19 protein-coding genes are annotated in these 17,137 nt (G+C 54.4%); 13 read left to right on the forward strand and 6 right to left on the reverse strand.

What is annotated here, in order from left to right; genetic code table 11:
* Positions 1 to 25: 25 nt before the first annotated feature.
* Together ADN01_RS18365 and ADN01_RS18370 are read right to left on the reverse strand one after the other, a co-directional pair.
* Positions 26 to 1,195 carry an ABC transporter permease gene (locus ADN01_RS18365; protein ID WP_082142625.1) on the reverse strand — a complete coding sequence of 390 codons (1,170 nt, stop codon included), beginning with the start codon at positions 1,193 to 1,195 and terminating at the stop codon, positions 26 to 28.
* Positions 1,192 to 2,127, reverse strand: coding sequence for an ABC transporter ATP-binding protein (locus ADN01_RS18370; RefSeq protein ID WP_201778705.1), 936 nt, complete (start codon positions 2,125 to 2,127; stop codon positions 1,192 to 1,194). Before ADN01_RS18370 ends, ADN01_RS18365 begins: the two co-directional genes overlap by 4 nt.
* A 182-nt stretch (positions 2,128 to 2,309) precedes the next feature.
* On the opposite strand from ADN01_RS18370, the gene clcA reads away from it, so the two are divergent.
* The 3 genes from clcA to ADN01_RS18385 are packed head-to-tail and all read left to right on the forward strand — an operon-like array spanning position 2,310 to position 5,333.
* Complete coding sequence (gene clcA, locus ADN01_RS18375) at positions 2,310 to 3,941, forward strand: H(+)/Cl(-) exchange transporter ClcA (RefSeq protein WP_082142632.1); 1,632 nt, start codon at positions 2,310 to 2,312, stop codon at positions 3,939 to 3,941.
* A 32-nt stretch (positions 3,942 to 3,973) separates the two neighbouring features.
* Positions 3,974 to 4,528, forward strand: coding sequence for an HXXEE domain-containing protein (locus tag ADN01_RS18380; RefSeq protein WP_062417183.1), 555 nt, complete (start codon positions 3,974 to 3,976; stop codon positions 4,526 to 4,528).
* A gap of 34 nt (positions 4,529 to 4,562) precedes the next feature.
* Positions 4,563 to 5,333, forward strand: coding sequence for a hypothetical protein (locus ADN01_RS18385; RefSeq protein ID WP_062417184.1), 771 nt, complete (start codon positions 4,563 to 4,565; stop codon positions 5,331 to 5,333).
* A 3-nt stretch (positions 5,334 to 5,336) separates the two neighbouring features.
* Here ADN01_RS18385 and ADN01_RS18390 read toward each other — a convergent pair whose 3' ends face one another.
* Genes ADN01_RS18390 through ADN01_RS18935 form a run of 3 tightly spaced genes read right to left on the reverse strand, consistent with a single transcriptional unit; the run spans position 5,337 to position 7,089 of the window.
* The gene (locus ADN01_RS18390) at positions 5,337 to 5,978 is read right to left on the reverse strand and encodes an ABC-2 transporter permease (RefSeq protein ID WP_062417185.1); all 642 of its coding nucleotides are present in this window, start codon (positions 5,976 to 5,978) and stop codon (positions 5,337 to 5,339) included.
* A gap of 3 nt (positions 5,979 to 5,981) precedes the next feature.
* Positions 5,982 to 6,824, reverse strand: coding sequence for an ABC transporter ATP-binding protein (locus ADN01_RS18395; RefSeq protein ID WP_062417186.1), 843 nt, complete (start codon positions 6,822 to 6,824; stop codon positions 5,982 to 5,984).
* A gap of 7 nt (positions 6,825 to 6,831) precedes the next feature.
* Complete coding sequence (locus ADN01_RS18935) at positions 6,832 to 7,089, reverse strand: AbrB/MazE/SpoVT family DNA-binding domain-containing protein (RefSeq protein WP_082142627.1); 258 nt, start codon at positions 7,087 to 7,089, stop codon at positions 6,832 to 6,834.
* Between the two features lie 57 nt (positions 7,090 to 7,146).
* Here ADN01_RS18935 and ADN01_RS18405 point away from each other — a divergent pair, with 57 nt between their 5' ends.
* The 9 genes from ADN01_RS18405 to ADN01_RS18445 all read left to right on the forward strand — a co-directional run bounded on the left by ADN01_RS18405 (position 7,147) and on the right by ADN01_RS18445 (position 15,621).
* A complete protein-coding gene (locus ADN01_RS18405) occupies positions 7,147 to 7,299 on the forward strand; it encodes a DUF805 domain-containing protein (RefSeq protein WP_269082039.1) in 153 nt (50 codons plus the stop codon).
* 165 nt (positions 7,300 to 7,464) lie between these two features.
* A complete protein-coding gene (locus tag ADN01_RS18410) occupies positions 7,465 to 8,214 on the forward strand; it encodes a hypothetical protein (protein ID WP_062417187.1) in 750 nt (249 codons plus the stop codon).
* 197 nt (positions 8,215 to 8,411) lie between these two features.
* Positions 8,412 to 9,161 carry a DUF5131 family protein gene (locus tag ADN01_RS18415; RefSeq protein ID WP_062417188.1) on the forward strand — a complete coding sequence of 250 codons (750 nt, stop codon included), beginning with the start codon at positions 8,412 to 8,414 and terminating at the stop codon, positions 9,159 to 9,161.
* A 13-nt stretch (positions 9,162 to 9,174) separates the two neighbouring features.
* The gene (locus ADN01_RS18420; RefSeq protein ID WP_062417189.1) at positions 9,175 to 10,269 is read left to right on the forward strand and encodes a three-Cys-motif partner protein TcmP; all 1,095 of its coding nucleotides are present in this window, start codon (positions 9,175 to 9,177) and stop codon (positions 10,267 to 10,269) included.
* A gap of 264 nt (positions 10,270 to 10,533) precedes the next feature.
* A complete protein-coding gene (locus tag ADN01_RS18425) occupies positions 10,534 to 11,448 on the forward strand; it encodes a hypothetical protein (protein WP_062417190.1) in 915 nt (304 codons plus the stop codon).
* 7 nt (positions 11,449 to 11,455) lie between these two features.
* Entirely contained in the window at positions 11,456 to 13,534 is a 2,079-nt protein-coding gene (locus ADN01_RS18430; RefSeq protein WP_075071341.1) for a COR domain-containing protein, read from the forward strand.
* A 421-nt stretch (positions 13,535 to 13,955) separates the two neighbouring features.
* A complete protein-coding gene (locus tag ADN01_RS18435) occupies positions 13,956 to 14,534 on the forward strand; it encodes a protein-S-isoprenylcysteine O-methyltransferase (RefSeq protein WP_062417191.1) in 579 nt (192 codons plus the stop codon).
* A gap of 21 nt (positions 14,535 to 14,555) precedes the next feature.
* Entirely contained in the window at positions 14,556 to 15,089 is a 534-nt protein-coding gene (locus ADN01_RS18440) for a GNAT family N-acetyltransferase (RefSeq protein WP_062417192.1), read from the forward strand.
* 61 nt (positions 15,090 to 15,150) lie between these two features.
* Entirely contained in the window at positions 15,151 to 15,621 is a 471-nt protein-coding gene (locus ADN01_RS18445) for a PAS domain-containing protein (protein WP_062417193.1), read from the forward strand.
* Positions 15,622 to 15,701: 80 nt separating this feature from the next.
* Here the strand turns inward: ADN01_RS18445 and ADN01_RS18450 are convergent, their stop codons facing one another.
* The gene (locus ADN01_RS18450; RefSeq protein WP_160318468.1) at positions 15,702 to 16,553 is read right to left on the reverse strand and encodes an SDR family NAD(P)-dependent oxidoreductase; all 852 of its coding nucleotides are present in this window, start codon (positions 16,551 to 16,553) and stop codon (positions 15,702 to 15,704) included.
* A gap of 108 nt (positions 16,554 to 16,661) precedes the next feature.
* Here ADN01_RS18450 and ADN01_RS18455 point away from each other — a divergent pair, with 108 nt between their 5' ends.
* Entirely contained in the window at positions 16,662 to 17,093 is a 432-nt protein-coding gene (locus ADN01_RS18455; protein ID WP_062417195.1) for a MarR family winged helix-turn-helix transcriptional regulator, read from the forward strand.
* Positions 17,094 to 17,137: the final 44 nt, after the last annotated feature.

Consider the following 17,137-nt stretch of genomic DNA (forward strand, 5'->3'; position numbering starts at 1 on the left):
GCGTGTTGGCCGCCTTTTTTTACGCTCAGCGCTTGAGCTGCGTACGGCGGAAGAGCAGAACGGCGATGAAAAAATAGACCAGGGTCAGCAGCAGCAGGGCGCTGAATTCAAAGAGCACATCGCCAAAGCCGGCGCCCAGCGTGAAGATTTTGTTCAGCGCGATGACCGCATGGGTGGGGGGCAGGAAATCGGCGTAGCTGATGGGGTGGCCGAAGAGGGTCAGCAGGGTGGGGCGCGGCAGGGGGAAGGCTGCGCCGGTGAGGAACATGAGAAAGCCGAGGGGGAAATTGGCGATGACAAAGGCCTGAGAGACGGTTTTGGAGAGGCAGGCCACGATCAGCCCCACGGCAATCACCGAAAGGGCGGCGATGATGTCAATCAGGATGGCGGCCGCCAGGGGGCCTTGAGAACGGAACCCCAGGGCCACCGCCGTGGCAAAGGTGATCAGGATGGACAGCACGGACACCAGGGTCAGCCAGAGGGCCGTGCCCCCCAGGTATTCTGCGGAGCGCAGGGAGGTCAGCCGCAGACGGCGCAGCGTGCCGGTTTCAATGTCGCGGGCGGGCATCATGGCGGCCTGGAAGACCATCAGCACCACGGCCATCACCAGCAGGCCGGGGATGTAATTTTCAAATTCGGAGCGCGAGCTGGAATCGCCCAGGGCCACTTCGTTCAGCTCCACCGGCCGGGGGGCCTGGGTGAAGGTGTTGGCGAACTGGTCGGCGGCCGTCATCACCATCACGGCGCTGATGGTGTAGGTGGGGTTGGTCAGGTCGCCCTTCAAGGTCACCTGGGCGGGGGCGGGGGTGCGGCCCTCCTGGTAAGCGGCCAGGGTGGCGGAGAAATCCGGCGGGAGGATGAGCAGCACGGAGGCCTGCCGGTCGCGCACCTGACGCTCGGCCTGGGCCTCATCCTGGGTGAGGCTGACGCGCAGCAGCGGGTTGCCGCTTTTGTAGGTCATGGCGCGCAGGTCGGCCACCACCTGCTCCCCGGCCGCCAGGGTGACGCCGTTGGTGCGCAGCACCGGCTGGTCGCGGTTGATCACCAGCACGCTGTAGGAAGTGGAACCGGTTCCGCCGGTCATCAGGTAATAAATCAGCACAAACAGCGGCGCAAAGGCCAGCGACAGCCCCAACACCCACAGGTCGCGCTTTTGCTCGCGAAAACATTTGACCACCACGTTAAGGAGTCTCATTCGCGCAGCCCCCTTCCGGTGAGGGAGAGGAAGACATCTTCCAGCGTCACCGCGCGCATGTGGATGTTCCCGGCGCGCCCGCCGCACGCGTGAATGCCGTCCAACACGTCCGAAAGCTGCTCGGCCAGGTGCGCGCCGCGGAGGGAGAGCCGCCCGTTGGCGAGCTGCGCCCCCGGGAAGCGCGCCTGCAGGCAGTCCAGCAGGCGTTGGCTGGCTTCCTCGCCGCCGGGCCAATCCAGCTCGATTTCCAGCAGCTCATCCGCGCCGAGGCTGCGCTTGAGACCGTCGGGGGTATCCACCACCAGCAGCCGCCCGTGATCCATAATGGCCACGCGCGAGGCCAGGCGTTCGGCTTCGTCCATGTTGTGGGTGGTCAGCACCACCGTTTTGTGCTGGGCCAGTCGGTGGATCACCTCGCGCACCAAGACCCGGCTTTGCGGGTCGAGGCCGGCTTCGGGTTCATCCAAAAAGACGATCTGGGGGTCGTGCACCAGGGCCAGAGCCAGGTTGAGGCGGCGCTTCATGCCGCCCGATAGCCGCCCGGCCAGTTCGTTGGCTTTGGCGCTCAGCCCCAGCTCGCCCAGCAGGGCTGCGCCGTTTTTGCGCGCCTGCTGGTTGGGCAGGCCGTAGTTGGCGCCCACGAATTCCAACTGTTCCAGGCAGGTGAGCTTTTCCCAGAGGATATTTTCCTGGGGGCAGACCCCCAGGCTGCGCAGCACCTCGGCGCGCTGGGTGCGCAGCGAGCGCCCCTCGATGAGCACGTCCCCCTCGCTGGGTTCGAGCAGGCCGACCATCATGTGGATGGAAGTGGTCTTTCCGGCGCCGTTAGGCCCCAGAAAGCCGAAAATTTCCCCGCGGGGGACGTCTAAGGTCAGGCGGTCCACGGCCAGAACAGCGCCGTAGCGCTTGCTCAGGCCGCGCGTTTGCAGCATGCAATCCGTCATAAAAAGTGTCCGTAGGGCAGGAATGAAGACAACAGAGCCTATTATACTGTCGGTATGAATTTTTCTCCAAACGCGTGATCCAGCGTATAATCGGTGGGGATCTCAAAATCAAAATACCGCAGCCGGATCCCTTCATCACAGGAGGTTGTGCACCCGTTCGCTGAATGACCATGAAAAACGAAACCACCGCTTCACCCCCTTTTGACCGCGAAGAGGCAGATGCCCCCGCTCGTTCTGAAATTCAAGAATATCTGACCGCCCGGCAGCAGCGCCGCTGGATCTTTCCGCGCGCCGCGCTGGTGGGGCTGTGCGCGGGCATCACCGCTTTGCTGTTCCGCGCGGCTTTAACCGGCGCGGATGCGCTGCGCAATCAGCTCATCACCTGGGCACAAAGCCTGCCCGCGCTGGGGTGGCTCTTCCCGATGCTGTTGGCCTCACTGGGGGCTTTGATCTCCGTGGCGGTGACGCGCCGCTTTGCCCCCGAAGCCAGCGGCAGCGGCATCCCCCATCTGGAAGCTGTGCTGTACCGTTTTCGAAAATTGGATTGGAAGCGGCTCTTGCCGGTGAAATTCTTGGGCGGCGTCGTGGCCATCGGCAGCGGGCTGGCCTTGGGGCGCGAGGGCCCCACCGTGCAGATGGGTGGGGCGGTGGGTGACGCGGTTTCGCGTTTGCTGAAGGTTACGGAACGAGAACGCCTGACGTTGACCTCAGCGGGCGCGGGGGCGGGGTTGGCTGCGGCCTTTAACGCGCCGCTGTCGGGCCTCATCTTCGTGCTGGAAGAGGTGCGGCGCGATTTTCAGCCCATCGTCTTTGGGGCGGCCTTCGTGGCGGCTGTGCTGGCGGATATTGTGGCGCGGGTTGGCTCGGGGCAGTTCCCCATTTTCGCGGTCCCCAGTTACCCTGTGCCGCCTTTGCCCGCCTTGCCCATCTTCGCCTTGCTGGGAATCTCGGCGGGTTTGCTGGGCGTGGTGTTTAACCGCAGCCTGCTGACGGTGACGGCTTTGTACGCGCGCATCCCCGCGCGCTTCACCCTGGCCGCGGCTGCGCTGACGGGCGCGCTGGTGGGGTTGGTGGGATGGTTCTCGCCGGTGATGATCGGCAGCGGCCACACTCTGGCCGAAACCGCCCTGCGGGGGGATATGCTTTTGGGAGCCATTCCCCTGTTCTTTTTGATTCGCTTTGTGCTCACCGCTGCCAGCTATGGGACGGGCGCGCCGGGCGGAATCTTTGCGCCGATGCTGGTGTTGGGCGCGCTGCTGGGGCTGGCGGTGGGCGAGATTGCCCACCAGTTCTATCCAGCGGCCGTGCCTTTTCCGGCGGTTTTTGCGGTGGTGGGCATGGCGGCGTATTTCACCGCCATCGTGCGCGCGCCGCTGACGGGCATTATGCTCATTCTGGAGATGACCGGCAATTACAATCAGATGCTGCCGCTGCTGGTGGCCTGTTTCTGCTCCTACGCAGCGGCCGAGTTTATGAAGGACCTGCCCATTTACGAGGCGCTGCTGGAACGCGATCTGAGGCGCAGCCGCGAAGCGCATTTGCTGAAAGAACCCGCAGTGGTGGAGTTTATCCTCCAGGCGGGCGCGCCTTTTGTGGGGAAGGAAGTGCGCTTTTTGGGGCTGCCGCCGGGCTGCATTCTGGTGCGCTGCTCGGACGGCAAGCGCGAATGGCTGCCCAAGGCCAATACGCGCCTGGGGGCCAATATGCGCATCACGGCTATGGTGGCGCCAGAGGCGGCCGACGGCCTGGAGATTTTGCGCCGGGGGTGTCAGGCCGGCGGCTCGGACGCGGCTGCGGAGTGAGGCCGGGGAATGGGCTGATCGGAGGAGCGGATATGCCCGTGGAGATTGAACGCCTGGTGCTGTGGTTCCCCATTGTCTTCATGCTGCACGACTTTGAGGAACTGCTGCTGTTTGAACCCTGGCTGAAAAAGAACGCCGGGAGCATTTTGGAGCGTGTCCACGGCCGGGTGCCGCCCTGGGCCGAGGCCCAGCTGCACACCGTGCTGCACAAATCCACGCTGCAATTTGCCTTCCCCATCGGCCTGATCTTTGCCCTGACGGCGGCGGCCTCTTTTTTGGCGGTGCAGTTCCATTTTTACCCATTGTTCCTGACCGCCAGCAGCCTGTTCTTCCTGCACGGTTTCCTGCACATCGGTCAGGCGGCGGCGCTGCGCCGCTATGTGCCCTCGCTGCTGACCTCTGGGCTGCTGGTGCTGCCCTATGGGGGGCTTTTGTTCACACGGCTGCTGGCGGCGGGGGTGGTGACGCTGCCTACCTTGCTGCTGTATTTTTTGGCGGCCGCTGTGCTGGCCGGGCCGTTGCTGCTGGGGATGCACCGCCTGGGCGAAGGCCTGTATGGTTGGGCGGCGCGCCGCTGGGCGGGCTGAGCGAGCGCGGTGCGGCCGCGTGTGGAGGGTGACGATGACTTCCCTGTTTTCGATTCCGTCTTCAGACCCAGCCCTGCTGGCCAAAGCCCGGCAGACGGCCCAGACCTTTGCCGACCCTTTGCGGATGGAAGGCGTGGTGGGGATTGTCTTTTTGGGCGCGGTGGCGCGCGGCTATTTTGACCCGGCGGCGGATATTGATATCGCCATTTTCAAGCGGCGCGGCACGGATCTGCCCCTGAAGGACAAGTTTTACCATGTGGACGGCTTTGAAATTCAGGTGTGGCTTTCGGATTACGAGGATGAGCTGACCAGCGAGTGGGACATGCCGCGGCGCTGGACCTACGCCCATGCGCAGGTCTACCACGACCCCCAGGGCGCGGCGGCGCGGCTGATCGCCGAGAAGGTGCCTTTGCGCGCGGAGGAGCGAAAATGGCTGGTGATGTCGGGGCTGACCCTCTCCGAATGGTACGTCAACCGCCTGACGCAGTTGTGGGTGGAGCGCGGCAGCCTGACCAGTGCGCACCACATGGTGGATCAGGGCCTGCTGTATTTTTACGACCTGCTCTTCGGCCTCAACGATGCCCTGGTGGCGGATATGAAATGGCGGCTGTACTGCGCGGCCCAATTGGAGCGGCTGCCTGACCGCTTTGCGGAACGGATTCAGGAGGTGATGCTCCTGCGGGCCTTCACGGTGGAAGAGCTGCACCGGCGCAGGGATGCTTTTTTGGGCCTGTGGGAAGAAATGAAACCCGCGGCAGAAGCGGCCGCGGGCATGAGTTTTGCCGAAATGCTGGAGGTGGTCTGAGACCTACAGATCGAGGCGCTCGAAGCTGCGGGCCGAAAGCCGGTAGGCCGCCAGGTTGAGCACGGCATAGAGGAGCACACCGGCGGCCAGCACCGCCATTTGCAGGGGGTGGTAGGCGGTGGTGTCCAGAGTCTGCTTAAGCGCGGGGGTCAGTTGAATGACAGCCTCGGCGGCCACCACCACCACGGTCATGGCCAGGACGGCCAGCAGATAGGGCGTGCCGGTCTTATAGCCGGAGCGGTAAAAGAGCGGCAGGAAGACCACGTTGAACACACCGAACATGACCAGCACCAGCCCAAACAGGGCGGCGTTGGCGTCCATCCCGGCCAGGTTCTGGGTGGGGCTGATCTGGCAGCGCAGCACGGCAAAGGGCACAGCCAGCAGGATTTGCAGCACTTCCAGAGCGATCACGGTGAACAGGCGGGCCTGAACCACGTCCCGTTTGCGCACCGGCAGCAGGGTGGTGAAAAAGACGTCGTTGGTGGCGCCGCCGTTCATGAAGGTGAAGAAGATTCCCAGGGTCTGGTAAAAGAACACCACGGCATAGGGGTAATTGGGGATGAGCAGCATGGCCCCCATGCTGAGGAAGATGTAGCCGGTGGGATGCACGGCCAGTTTCCATTCTTTATAGAGCAAGTTGAGCATCGCTTAGCCCCTTTCGGTGCAAACCATGATGGATTCCAGATCGGCGGGGGTGACGGCCAGACCGTTGGCCCCCGCGGCGTCAGCGGCGCGCAGCAGCCCGCTGAACTCGCCCTTGCGCTCGTGCAAGCCGATGATGCGCTCTTTCAGGGCGGGGGGCAGGTCTTCACTGCGGCCTTCCACCTTGCGGTAGGAGGCCACGAAGGCGTCTTTGTCGCCGCTGGCGATGATGTGCCCGTTCTGGATGTAGGTGATGTTGTCGGCGTTCTTGTCCAGGTCGGAGGTGATGTGGGTGGAGAAGAAAATGCTGGCGCCTTCGCGGTCCACGATGTCCTCAAAGATGTGCAGCAGCTCATCGCGCGAGACGGGATCCAGGCCGCTGGTGGGTTCATCTAAGATGAGCAGCTCGGCGTGGTGCGAGAGGGCCAACGTGAGGGCGAACTTGATGCTCATGCCCTGCGAGAGCTGCCGGATCTTCTTGTTGGGGTCGAGGCCGAAGCGTTGGAGATAGCTCTGGTAGAGGGGCTCATCCCAGGTGGGGTAAAAGCGGCGGTAGACCGCGGCGATGGTTTTGAGCGCGCTTTGGGGGTAATAGTTGGCGGCGCCGAAGATGCAGGCGGTGCGCTGTTTGATGGCGAACTCGTGGGCGGGCATATCCAGGCCGAAGAACTGCACGGCGCCGCTGTCGGGGTGCACCAGGTTGAGGATGGATTTGAGGGTAGTGGTTTTCCCGGCGCCGTTGCGCCCGATGAAACCCATGATGCGCCCAGGCTGCACGCGGAAAGAGACGTCCCGCAGGTGAAAGCTGGGGTAGCGTTTTTCTAAATGGCTGACGGTGAGAGCGTCCATGAGCGGGTCACTCCTGTTCTGAAGGTGGGGTGGGGGGTTCCGGCGGGCGGCCGCCCAGCAGGAACTGGAAGAATTCGGGGCTGCGCTCCAGCAGGGCTGAGGCTTTGATGAGGGCCAGGCCCTGTTCCAGATCGCCCAGGACGAGCAGCTTGTCGCCGACCTGGATGTTGAAATCGCGGCGGGCCTCGGCGGGGATGACGACTTGCCCGCGGTCGCTGACCGTGATGGCGCCGTAGAAGCGTTTACTGTCGGGAGGGTTGGGCATGAGCAGATCCTCGCAAGATAAGTAAGATATACAAGACATATCTTACTACCCTTTGAGATTTTGTCAAGGGTGCGGCGGCTGAACGATATCGGCAAGAGCCCGTGGTGGCAGCTGTTCCTGCTGGTTCCGGTGGGGGGCATCGTTATCCTGGGGATTTTGTGGGCGCAGCCCGCCGTGAGCCTGCCGGAAAACGGCACACCCGCGGCGTGAACGCGCCGGTTTTTTACCGGGGTTGACCCCAGGCAAGCGCCTTCCGTGCAGGAGGGCGCTTTGTTTTGACGCTGGAATTGGGGAACAGGATTGATTCGCCCTGGCGGTGTCTGTATACTCTATTTGTTGATTCATTTCATCATGAATTCTTGAAGGGAGGTTGGCATGCAGGAAACGAAATTTGCGCTGCGCAAGAAAAAGATCGGCTGTGTCTTTATAGGCTTATCGCTATTTTTTATCTTTGGCATCGTTGCGGCCGTCGCCAACATGATCCTGAATTTCTCCTTCAGCACCGTCCTCGGCAGCCTGGCGATCCTGCTTGTGTGCGGAGGTCTGGGGTATTTTTTGGTGCTGACCAGCCTTCTCAATAATCCGCCGACGGTCACCCTCAACGCGGATGGGATAGAGATCATCGGATTGGGAATGCTCGTCAGGCAAGCGGCTGCCTGGGCTGAAGTTGAAGCGGTGGAGGCTGTTTATCAGGAAATTCAGAAACAAAAAGCCCTCACGATTAAACTGCTGCCGCCCAAGGCGCCCCTCCTGATCCCAGAAAGCGCGGTGGACGATTTTGCGAATTTTTCGGCGGTGGTGAAAGCCCATTTTCTGGCTCATCAAGGCGCTGCGGTTCGGGCTGCGCAGGGAATCGCTATGAAAATGGAAAAGACCGATGTTTCTCCTGCCGGGAAACGCCCCACGAAACCATCGGGGGATGTGGTGTTTGATCGCGAGGAACGCATCGAGGCGCCGGAACTGGGGGCGACTTTTATCTATCAGATCTACACCGCTCCAGACGCCGCCAGCGCGCAGGCCTTCCTGGCAAAGACGCCTGTCCACGACGCACATGTGTACATCCTGGTGCACACGCCTGAAGGAATAACCTATTGCCGGGACGTGCAAGGGACGTACACGCAATAGAGATGGAATTTGAACCGAAAAGCCGCCAGCCTGGCGGCTTTTTTGGATCCGGAGACGCCGCGCAGAGGGGTGCGCGGCGTTTTTTGCCCCCTTGACCCGGCCGATGATTGTATAATGAAGGGGTGGGGTGAGAGAAATTTTGACTCAAAGTGTGCTGAGAGATTCATAATCAGGGGATTGAAGGAAGCTATCTTATTATGAGTTATCGTACCTCTATTGAATGGACAGATTCGACCTGGAATCCAATAATTGGCTGCTCTAAGATAAGCCCAGGTTGTAAGAATTGCTATGCAGAGGCAATCACCAAAAGATTCGTGGGTATTAAGGGACATCCTTTTGAACTGGGCTTTCAGATTCGGATGCGTCCCGACAAGTTAAATGAACCAGCCCGTTGGAAAACACCCAGAAAGATATTTACCTGTTCCATGAGCGACCTGTTTCACGAGCAAGTTCCATTTGAATTCATTGATCAGGTATTCAAAGTAATGGTAACTGAGAAGCGTCATACGTTTCAGTTACTGACCAAACGTTCAGAACGGCTCGTAGAACTGAGTCCTAGACTTACCTGGTCACCCAATATATGGGTTGGCGTCAGCGTGGAGTCTGAGGAACAAAAATCTCGAATCCAATACCTCCAGACTGTTCCCGCAGCCGTCCGCTTTATTAGTTTTGAGCCGCTTCTTGGATCCATCTCGCATGTAAACTTGTCTGGGATCGATTGGGTCATCGTTGGCGGCGAATCGGGCGTGCACGCAAGGAAGATGGAAGTTGAATGGGCTACTGAAATTCGAGATCAGTGCATTACAAATCATGTTCCGTTTTTCTTTAAGCAGTTTGGGGGGAGGCGTGGCAAAAAGGGGGGAGAAGATGCTGCATTAGATGGGGTCGTCTGGCATGAATTTCCAACACCAAAATTTGATCGTATGCTATCAACACCTGACGAATAGGGGAAATGCATCAATGGAACCAAAAACGATACTCTGGCCGCTCGATCCACATACATTGGGTAAGCATTCGGTTCTTCGTAATTATCTCAATGCCTGGTTTCCGATCCTCGGACAAAAAAACCAGCGTATTTTGATTATCGACGGCTTTGCAGGGCCAGGCCAGTACCAGGGCGGTGAAGATGGCTCGCCAATGATCGCACTAAAGGCGTTGGCCGATCATCGGGCGAAGAATTTAATCTCGTCCGAGGTTGTCTTTATGTTCATTGAAGAAAACCAAGAGAGGGCCAAACACCTAGAGAAACTAACTTCGTCATCAAATCTATGCTTACCTCCGAAATGTTCCATCAATGTCATCAATGGAGTTTTTGACGAAACGATGACGCAAGCACTAGATCAGTTGGATGCCCAGGCAACACGATTTGATCCTGCTTTTGTCATGCTTGATCCTTTTGGTGTCTCAGGTACACCAATGTCCGTCATTCAGCGAATCCTTCAGAATCCTAAGTCCGAGGTGTATATAACGCTTATGTATGAAGCGATCAATCGTTTCAAATGCACACCAGAATTCGAGAAGCACTTGGATACGCTTTTTGGCACACCTTTGTGGCGTACTGGAATCAAGATTTCTGATCCAGCGATTCGGAAGAAATTTTTTTACGACTTATACGAAGCGCAACTTCGACAAGCAGGTGCAAAGAATGTGGTTCATTTTGAGTTGTATGAAGGGCAAAGATTAGTTTACGCGATATTCTTTGGTACACATTCTAATAAAGGTTGTGACTGTATGAAGCAGGCAATCTGGAAGGTCGCCCCGTTTGGAAACTTCAAGTTCTGTTCTTCCAATATAGGTCAGCTTCCCTTAAGTCCAGATTTCACCGATTTTTCCCAATTAAGGGACGCCTTACGAAAAAGCTTTTCGGGAAAAGGATGGGTCAAGATCGAAGATGTTATGGATTTTGTTGCATCTGATCAGACAGACTTTCACACAGGACACTTGAAAAAGAAGGTTCTGGTTCCAATGGAAGATAATGGAGGAATTCTTATTGATGCTTCTACCAGAAGTCGAAGACGCGTCTTTCCGGACGGAACAAAGCTGAGGTTTTTGTAGGATCACAATGTTAGGCTTGATTCACTAGAGTACAAATAAGGTGTACTGTCCGAGGCTGATTTCAGCCGTCTTGATGGAGATTAATGAGGTGTGGCGGATTGGAAAAAAGTATTGTTCTGGCAAGTCATTCTATTGGAAAAGAACGATGGATGTTTCTGACTCGAATTTATAGAAAAAGAGCTACGCGATCAACATCGAAAGTCTGTATAATTAATAGTTAGGTTGGTTGTTCAGAAATATCAATGTTATTAAACGAGGGGCTAAATGACAATTAATCTTTCGCCATTAACAGAAATAGTTATTATTTTTCTGTTTATTTATCTATTGGTTGCCATGTTCAGCCGCGAGGATTTTGAAAGATCTTTTTCAAAAATACGAACATTATATCAGGAGGCTTCTCTAAGGGTATCGAATTTAATTGTGGCCCCCTTTGCCCAAATTGTGAAATATTTCGACGCTACTGATTTGGAAATCAATGAGCGCATAAATAAGAATACAAGTTGGGAAGTAATTGCAAATAATATCTCCACGCTTGACATTGCAAAAACAGATGAGCCATTAATTGCCAATCAAATTAAAATTGAAAAGATAGTCGGTAGCACGTTAGGCACTATAATATTTTTAGCAATGATTTACGTAAACTCTTTGGAACTTACAGAAGCATTAAATAATATCGGTATCGAAGAAAATCCTCCTTCATTTCTAAGATTAGAGATGACCTATCGTGTAATGATTCATACTTTTGGGATAGCAGTATCTAACGGAATCTATATTTCTGATCTCCTAAATAATACCAGCTTTACTAGCGCATCACATAACAGAGGGAGAATTAGGAAACTGTTATTATTTTTGAGAATAGTTTGTATTGGGTTTACCTTGATCGTTTTGTTGTTGTTGACCATGAAAGATTCGACAATCCCATATTATGCTTTGGCTTTCCTTCAAATCCCATTAATGCTTACGTTAATGTTATCAGCGAATTACATCCACACAGGAGTAATTGTTCTATTTTATATTCTATTCTATGTCATAAGGTTATTGTTGTTTCTTTGGAATTTAGCAATATTTTTTACCTTTTGGGTAATGGAATCCCTGTTATACCTTCTTTTGATCCCTCTTCAAAAGATCGTTCATTCCTCTGGTAGATATCTATCAAAAATCATCAACAAAAAAGGGTGATTCCATTATGGAAAATTCGGTTGCCGAACTAATAATGCAAGCAAAAGATGGTAATCATGGCTTTTTGTCCCTTAAGGGCAAAAAACTAAATGAATTCCCCCTTGATATATGCACTTTAACAAGTATCCATATGTTGGACATTTCAGACAATAATATTAAAAGTATACCTGCTGAGATTCAAAATTTGACTAATTTAGTAGAGATAAATGCTAACGGAAACCAGATAGAGAATATTCCTACGGAACTCGGAAACCTCAAAAAATTAAAACGTCTCTTCCTAAAAGGAAATCCAATTCAACAATTACCTTCATCATTACGGGCACTCAAATTAGAACAAATCGACCTTCAAGGGAGCAATCTTGGTATTCCCCCTGAAATTCTCACAAAGTCTACAAGTGCCGTTAGCCTTTTTGATTATTATTTTTCCAACGAAACACTCCCCTTGCGTGAAGCAAAGGTCATACTTGTTGGACAAGGTTCAGTAGGAAAAACATCCCTAGTAAATCGCTTGGTAAATGGAACATATAATCCACAAGAAGGCAAAACAAATGGCATTGGAATTACAAAATGGCGAGTTGATGTACAGCCAGAAAACAGAGAATTGTCCGAAACCATAAGTCTCAACATATGGGATTTTGGTGGACAAGAGATCATGCACGCTACGCATCAATTTTTTCTCACAAAACGCTCACTTTATTTGCTAGTATGTAATGCAAGAAACTCGGAGTCAGATAACAAATTAGATTACTGGTTAAAAATAATTCGTTCTTTTGGTGGAAACTCACCTGTAATAATTGTCGGTAATAAAATTGATCAGCACTCATTTGACATTGATAGACGTGGTTTGCTCAATAAATATCCCCAAGTAAAAGCAATTATTGATACTTCTTGTATTGACAATAGTGGTATTTCGAAATTGAAGGAGGCAATTTCTCAAGAAATTGCGAATTTATCTCACATTTTTGATTTGGTACCGAAAAAGTGGTTTGATATCAAGGATAAACTTTCTGCCTTGGGTAAAAGCTATTTACCTTATGATGAATACAAGAAAATCTGTATGAAAGAAGGAGTTTCATCCGTTACAGATCAACATACACTTATTGGATTCTTGCACGATTTAGGAACGATGATCTATTTTCAAGAAGAACCTCGTCTACAAGAATTAGGTATTTTAGATCCCGAATGGGTTACAAATGGTGTTTACCAAATTATTAATTCCAATTCACTGTTTCAAACTTATGGCATTTTGAGTTTGAAAGATCTGGAAAGTATACTACCGCCAAGCGTATATTCCCGATCTCAATATACCTTTATTATTGATATTATGCAAAAATTTGAATTATGTTATCCTTTTGACAATGACGCCAATCAATACTTAATACCAGATCTATTACGGAAGGATGAACCTGATACTGGTGATTGGCAAAATGCATTGACCTTTCAGTATCAATATAGTGTGCTTCCGAGCAGCATATTATCGCGTTTCATTGTTAGGATGCACCCATTAATAAGTAAAAATACAGTCTGGAGGAATGGAGTTGTTCTCATTGTTGATGACCGACGTATAAGAGTTAAAGCAGATTATGATTTATCAAGAATAACTATAGAAATTGAAGGCGACGGTCTTAAGAGGGATGCCTTACAACAGATTCGCTCACAACTTAAAGCAATTCACGAAACCATTCCCGGACTAGAAGTAACAGAGCAAGTACCAATTCCTGGTCATCCTGATATTTTTGTCACTTACAAATTACTTCTCAACCTAGAAAGTCGCAAAGATTTTAAACATTTTGTTGATAAATTAAATGATTATATTGATGTTCGAAATTTACTTGATGGGGTTGTATCGCCAATGAGTCAAGAAAGGCAGCACCCGCCAATCACTCGTCAAAAAATTTGGATATCTGTTTTGACATCCCCTAAACATTTTGGACAATTTGCTCTAGATATTTTTGGACGTAGTGACGCAAAAGAATCTACGTCAATAATTGTCGGTTGGCTAATAATAATCGTAGTAATTCTCATTTGGACAGGCGTAATCTCGATTCAGACGATTGAATCTATTTGGCGTTTGTTTTTTCCTTAATGTAGTATTCCAGTATCCACAACTTAGCAAAGTGTGAACTTGATTGGCGGGAACTTGTAGCTTTTGAAAAATCAAAAACATTATCCAAGTCCACCTTCCATATCAATCACTTGCTCCAGTTACAAGCAAAGGATCACTATTTGTAATTGTCCACCATTTATATTTATTCTCTTGATCGCGTAAATCTTTTTCCATAAATTCGAGTCAGAAACATCCATCGTTCTTTTCCAATAAAATGACTTGCCAGAACAATATTTTTTTCCAATCTGCCACTCCTCATTAATCTCCATCAAGACGGCTGAAGTCAGCCTCGAACAGTACACATCAAAACCGCGTAATGCAACCCTTTCTCGCCTGATTGAACACCAGCCGAATCCCCCACTTTCCCTCACTCGGCCTATAATCAAAGCATGGAGACCGTATGACCTTCTTCAAAATCGCTTACTGGCTGGGACTGTTCGTTGAAATGGGGGTGCGCGCCCCGCTGCGCAAGACCTGGAAAAGCAGCGTCAAAGTGGATTCGCGCGTGTCGGCCACCGAGAAAATTCTGCTGGGCCTGCTCTCGGTGTTCATGTTCTTCCTGCCGCTGGTGTACGCGCTGACCCCCTGGCTGGATTTTGCCAATTACACCCTGCCGGGGTGGATGGGCTGGGCCGGGGTGGTGATTTTGGCGGGGGCGCTGTTCGTGTTCATCCGTGCCCACCGCGATTTGAAAGCCAACTGGTCGCCGTCGCTGGAGATCTTCCAGGAGCACAGCCTGGTGACGGGCGGCATTTACGGCCTGATCCGCCACCCCATGTACGCCAGCCAGTGGCTGTGGGTCATCGCCCAAATTCTGCTGCTGCAAAACTGGCTGGCCGGGCCTTTGGACCTGGTGTTTTTCATCCCCTTTTACTTCCTGCGCGTGCGCGCCGAGGAAAAGATGATGCTGGACACCTTTGGCGAGTCCTACCGCGCTTACATGCGCCAGACCGGCGGGGTGCTCCCCCGGCTGCGCTGATTTTTGACGAAAGGAAGCGGTATGTTGGATCATCTAATCCTGCGCAATGAGACCCCGGCGGATATTCAGGCCATCGGGGAGGTCACCGAGGCCGCCTTTGCCACCCTGAAATCTGAAAATATTACGGAACATTTCATCGTCGAGACGCTGCGCGCCGCGGGCGCGCTGGCCGTCTCTCTGGTGGCCGAGCTGGACGGCCGCCTGATTGGGCACATCGCTTTTTCCCCGGTGGTGCTTTCCGACGGCACGCCGGGCTGGTACGGGTTAGGGCCGGTGTCGGTGCTGCCCGAATTTCAGCGCCAGGGGGTCGGCCAGGCCCTGATCCGTGAAGGGCTGGCGCGGCTGCGCGGCCTGCACGCCCGCGGGTGCTGCCTGGTGGGGCATCCGGAGTATTACCCCAAGTTCGGGTTCGTCAACGTTCCCGGGCTGGGGCATGAGGGCGTGCCGCCGGAGGTCTTTTTCGCGCTGTCGTTTGACGGGCACTATCCCCAGGGGACGGCGGTTTTTCACCCCGCTTTCGCCGCCCAGGGTCATCCCCCAGACAGCGCTGTGTGATACAATTCACATTGCGGAGGGCGGGCCGCCGATTTTTGCAGACCCAAATGGGAGAAATTGGATGACAAAACCTGAAATTACAAACGCCGCGGGCGAAGAGCAAAACGCCAACTACCTGCCCATGCAGGTGGGCGCCATGACCCTGGAGCAGATTGTTTCGGTCTTCACCCACCTGCCGGTGGACGTGACCTTTGTGGATGAGGGCAACGATGTGCGCTTCTATTCGGGCGGGCCGCACCGCATTTTTGAGCGCACCCCGGACGTGATCGGGCGCAACGTGATGAGCTGCCACCACCCCGACAGCGTGCACATCGTCTACCAGATTCTGGAAGATTTCCGCGCTGGGCTGCGCGACACGGCTGAATTTTGGATCCAGACCAAACCGGAGCAGGGCAGCCGCTTCATCCATATCCGCTACTTTGCGGTGCGCAGTCCCCAGGGCAAATTTCAGGGGACGCTGGAAGTGACCCAGGACGTCACCGAGATCCGCAAGCTGGAAGGTGAACGCCGCCTGCTGGACGAGCTAAAGTAAGGCCCATCCTCTGTCAGAATCCAAAGCGCCCCCAATGCATGAGGGCGCTTTTCATACCAATAATCGAGCCGGAGGGGAACTTATTCCACCGGCGGCACGCTGCGCATGTGAATTTCGGGAAGATCTGAGGGGCGGCGGGCGATGAGGCGGATGATTTCTTTGAATAAGCCCTGTAACACGACGCCCAAAGAAAAGCTGTTGACCAGCAGGCCGGTCTTGCCGTCGGTGGCGGACGAAGCCGCCCAGACCGCCTTACGGGCCGGGTAATCTGGTTTGCGGCCCAGAATGCGCAGCACTGCGGGAAAGGCCTTCAGGCGGTGTTCATGGCCCTGGACGACATCGAACTGGGTGAGCATGTCGGTGATGACCATGCCGGGGCTGAAATTAAGGATGTCCACGCCGCTGTCGGCGTACTCCTGCGCCAGCGCCTTGGTGAAGGACAGCACCCAGGCTTTGGAAGCCCCGTAGGCGTTTTGGTAGGGGGCCGGGCTTTTATAGCCCTTCCCGACCATGTTGATCAGTTTGCCGGAGCGTTGGGGCAGGAACAGCTGCAGGGCGGTTCGTGAGCCGTGATAAACCCCCAGGATGTTGGTCTGCACCACTTTGGTGAAATCTTCCGCGGAATAGCTCATGGTGGGGCCGTAAGCCGTTTCGAGCCCGGCGTTGTTGAACCAGATGTCCACCTTGCCAAAGGTCTGCACCGCCAGTTGGGCCAGCGCCGAGACCTGCTCCGGCTGCGAGACATCACAGGCCAGGCCGGCCGCCCGGTATCCCGCTGCCTGCAAGCGCTGGACGGCCGCGTCCACCGCCGCCTGCGTACGGGAGGAGATCACCACCGCCGCGCCTTCGCGGGCATAGGCTTCTGCAATTGCCAGGCCGATGCCGCGCGTGCTGCCCGTAATCACCGCTATTTTTCCATCCAGAGTACCCATATTCGCTCCCATTGGATATAATTCATCCATACATATTATTCACTGGTGTTAACTATAATCCTGTTGAGGTTTTCTGTCAATTCTGGCACCGGAAGGGAGAGGCCGCGTATGGAAACCGAAGAATTTTCACAGAGCTTGCTGGACGGCACAGCGCACCTGATGCGCATTTCGCTCCAGGATCTGATGGGCTTTATGCACCTGAAAGGCCTCTCGATGGCGCAGATCAACGTTCTGTACCAGCTCTATTACCGCGGGCCGTGTGAGGTGTTGGCCTTCACCCGCGTGCTGGACCTTTCCCCGGCGGGGGCCAGCCAGTTGATTGAACGCATGGTGCGGCAGGGCTGGGTGGAGCGGGTGGAAGATCCGGCCGACCGGCGGGTGCGGCGCGTGCACCTGACCGAGCCGGGCCGGCAGTTGGCCGCGGAGAGCATCGCCGCGCGCAACGAATGGATTGCCCGCTTCAGCGCGCGACTGACCGGCGCGGAAAAGCAGCAGGTGGCGCAGGCCTTCCGGCTGCTGGCGGAACGAATGGAAAGTTAATCCGCAGGTTTTTTAGGAACACCCCCGCTCCGGCTGGAAAGGGG

It is taken from the genome of Levilinea saccharolytica, assembly GCF_001306035.1.
Taxonomy (GTDB): Bacteria; Chloroflexota; Anaerolineae; order Anaerolineales; family Anaerolineaceae; genus Levilinea; species Levilinea saccharolytica.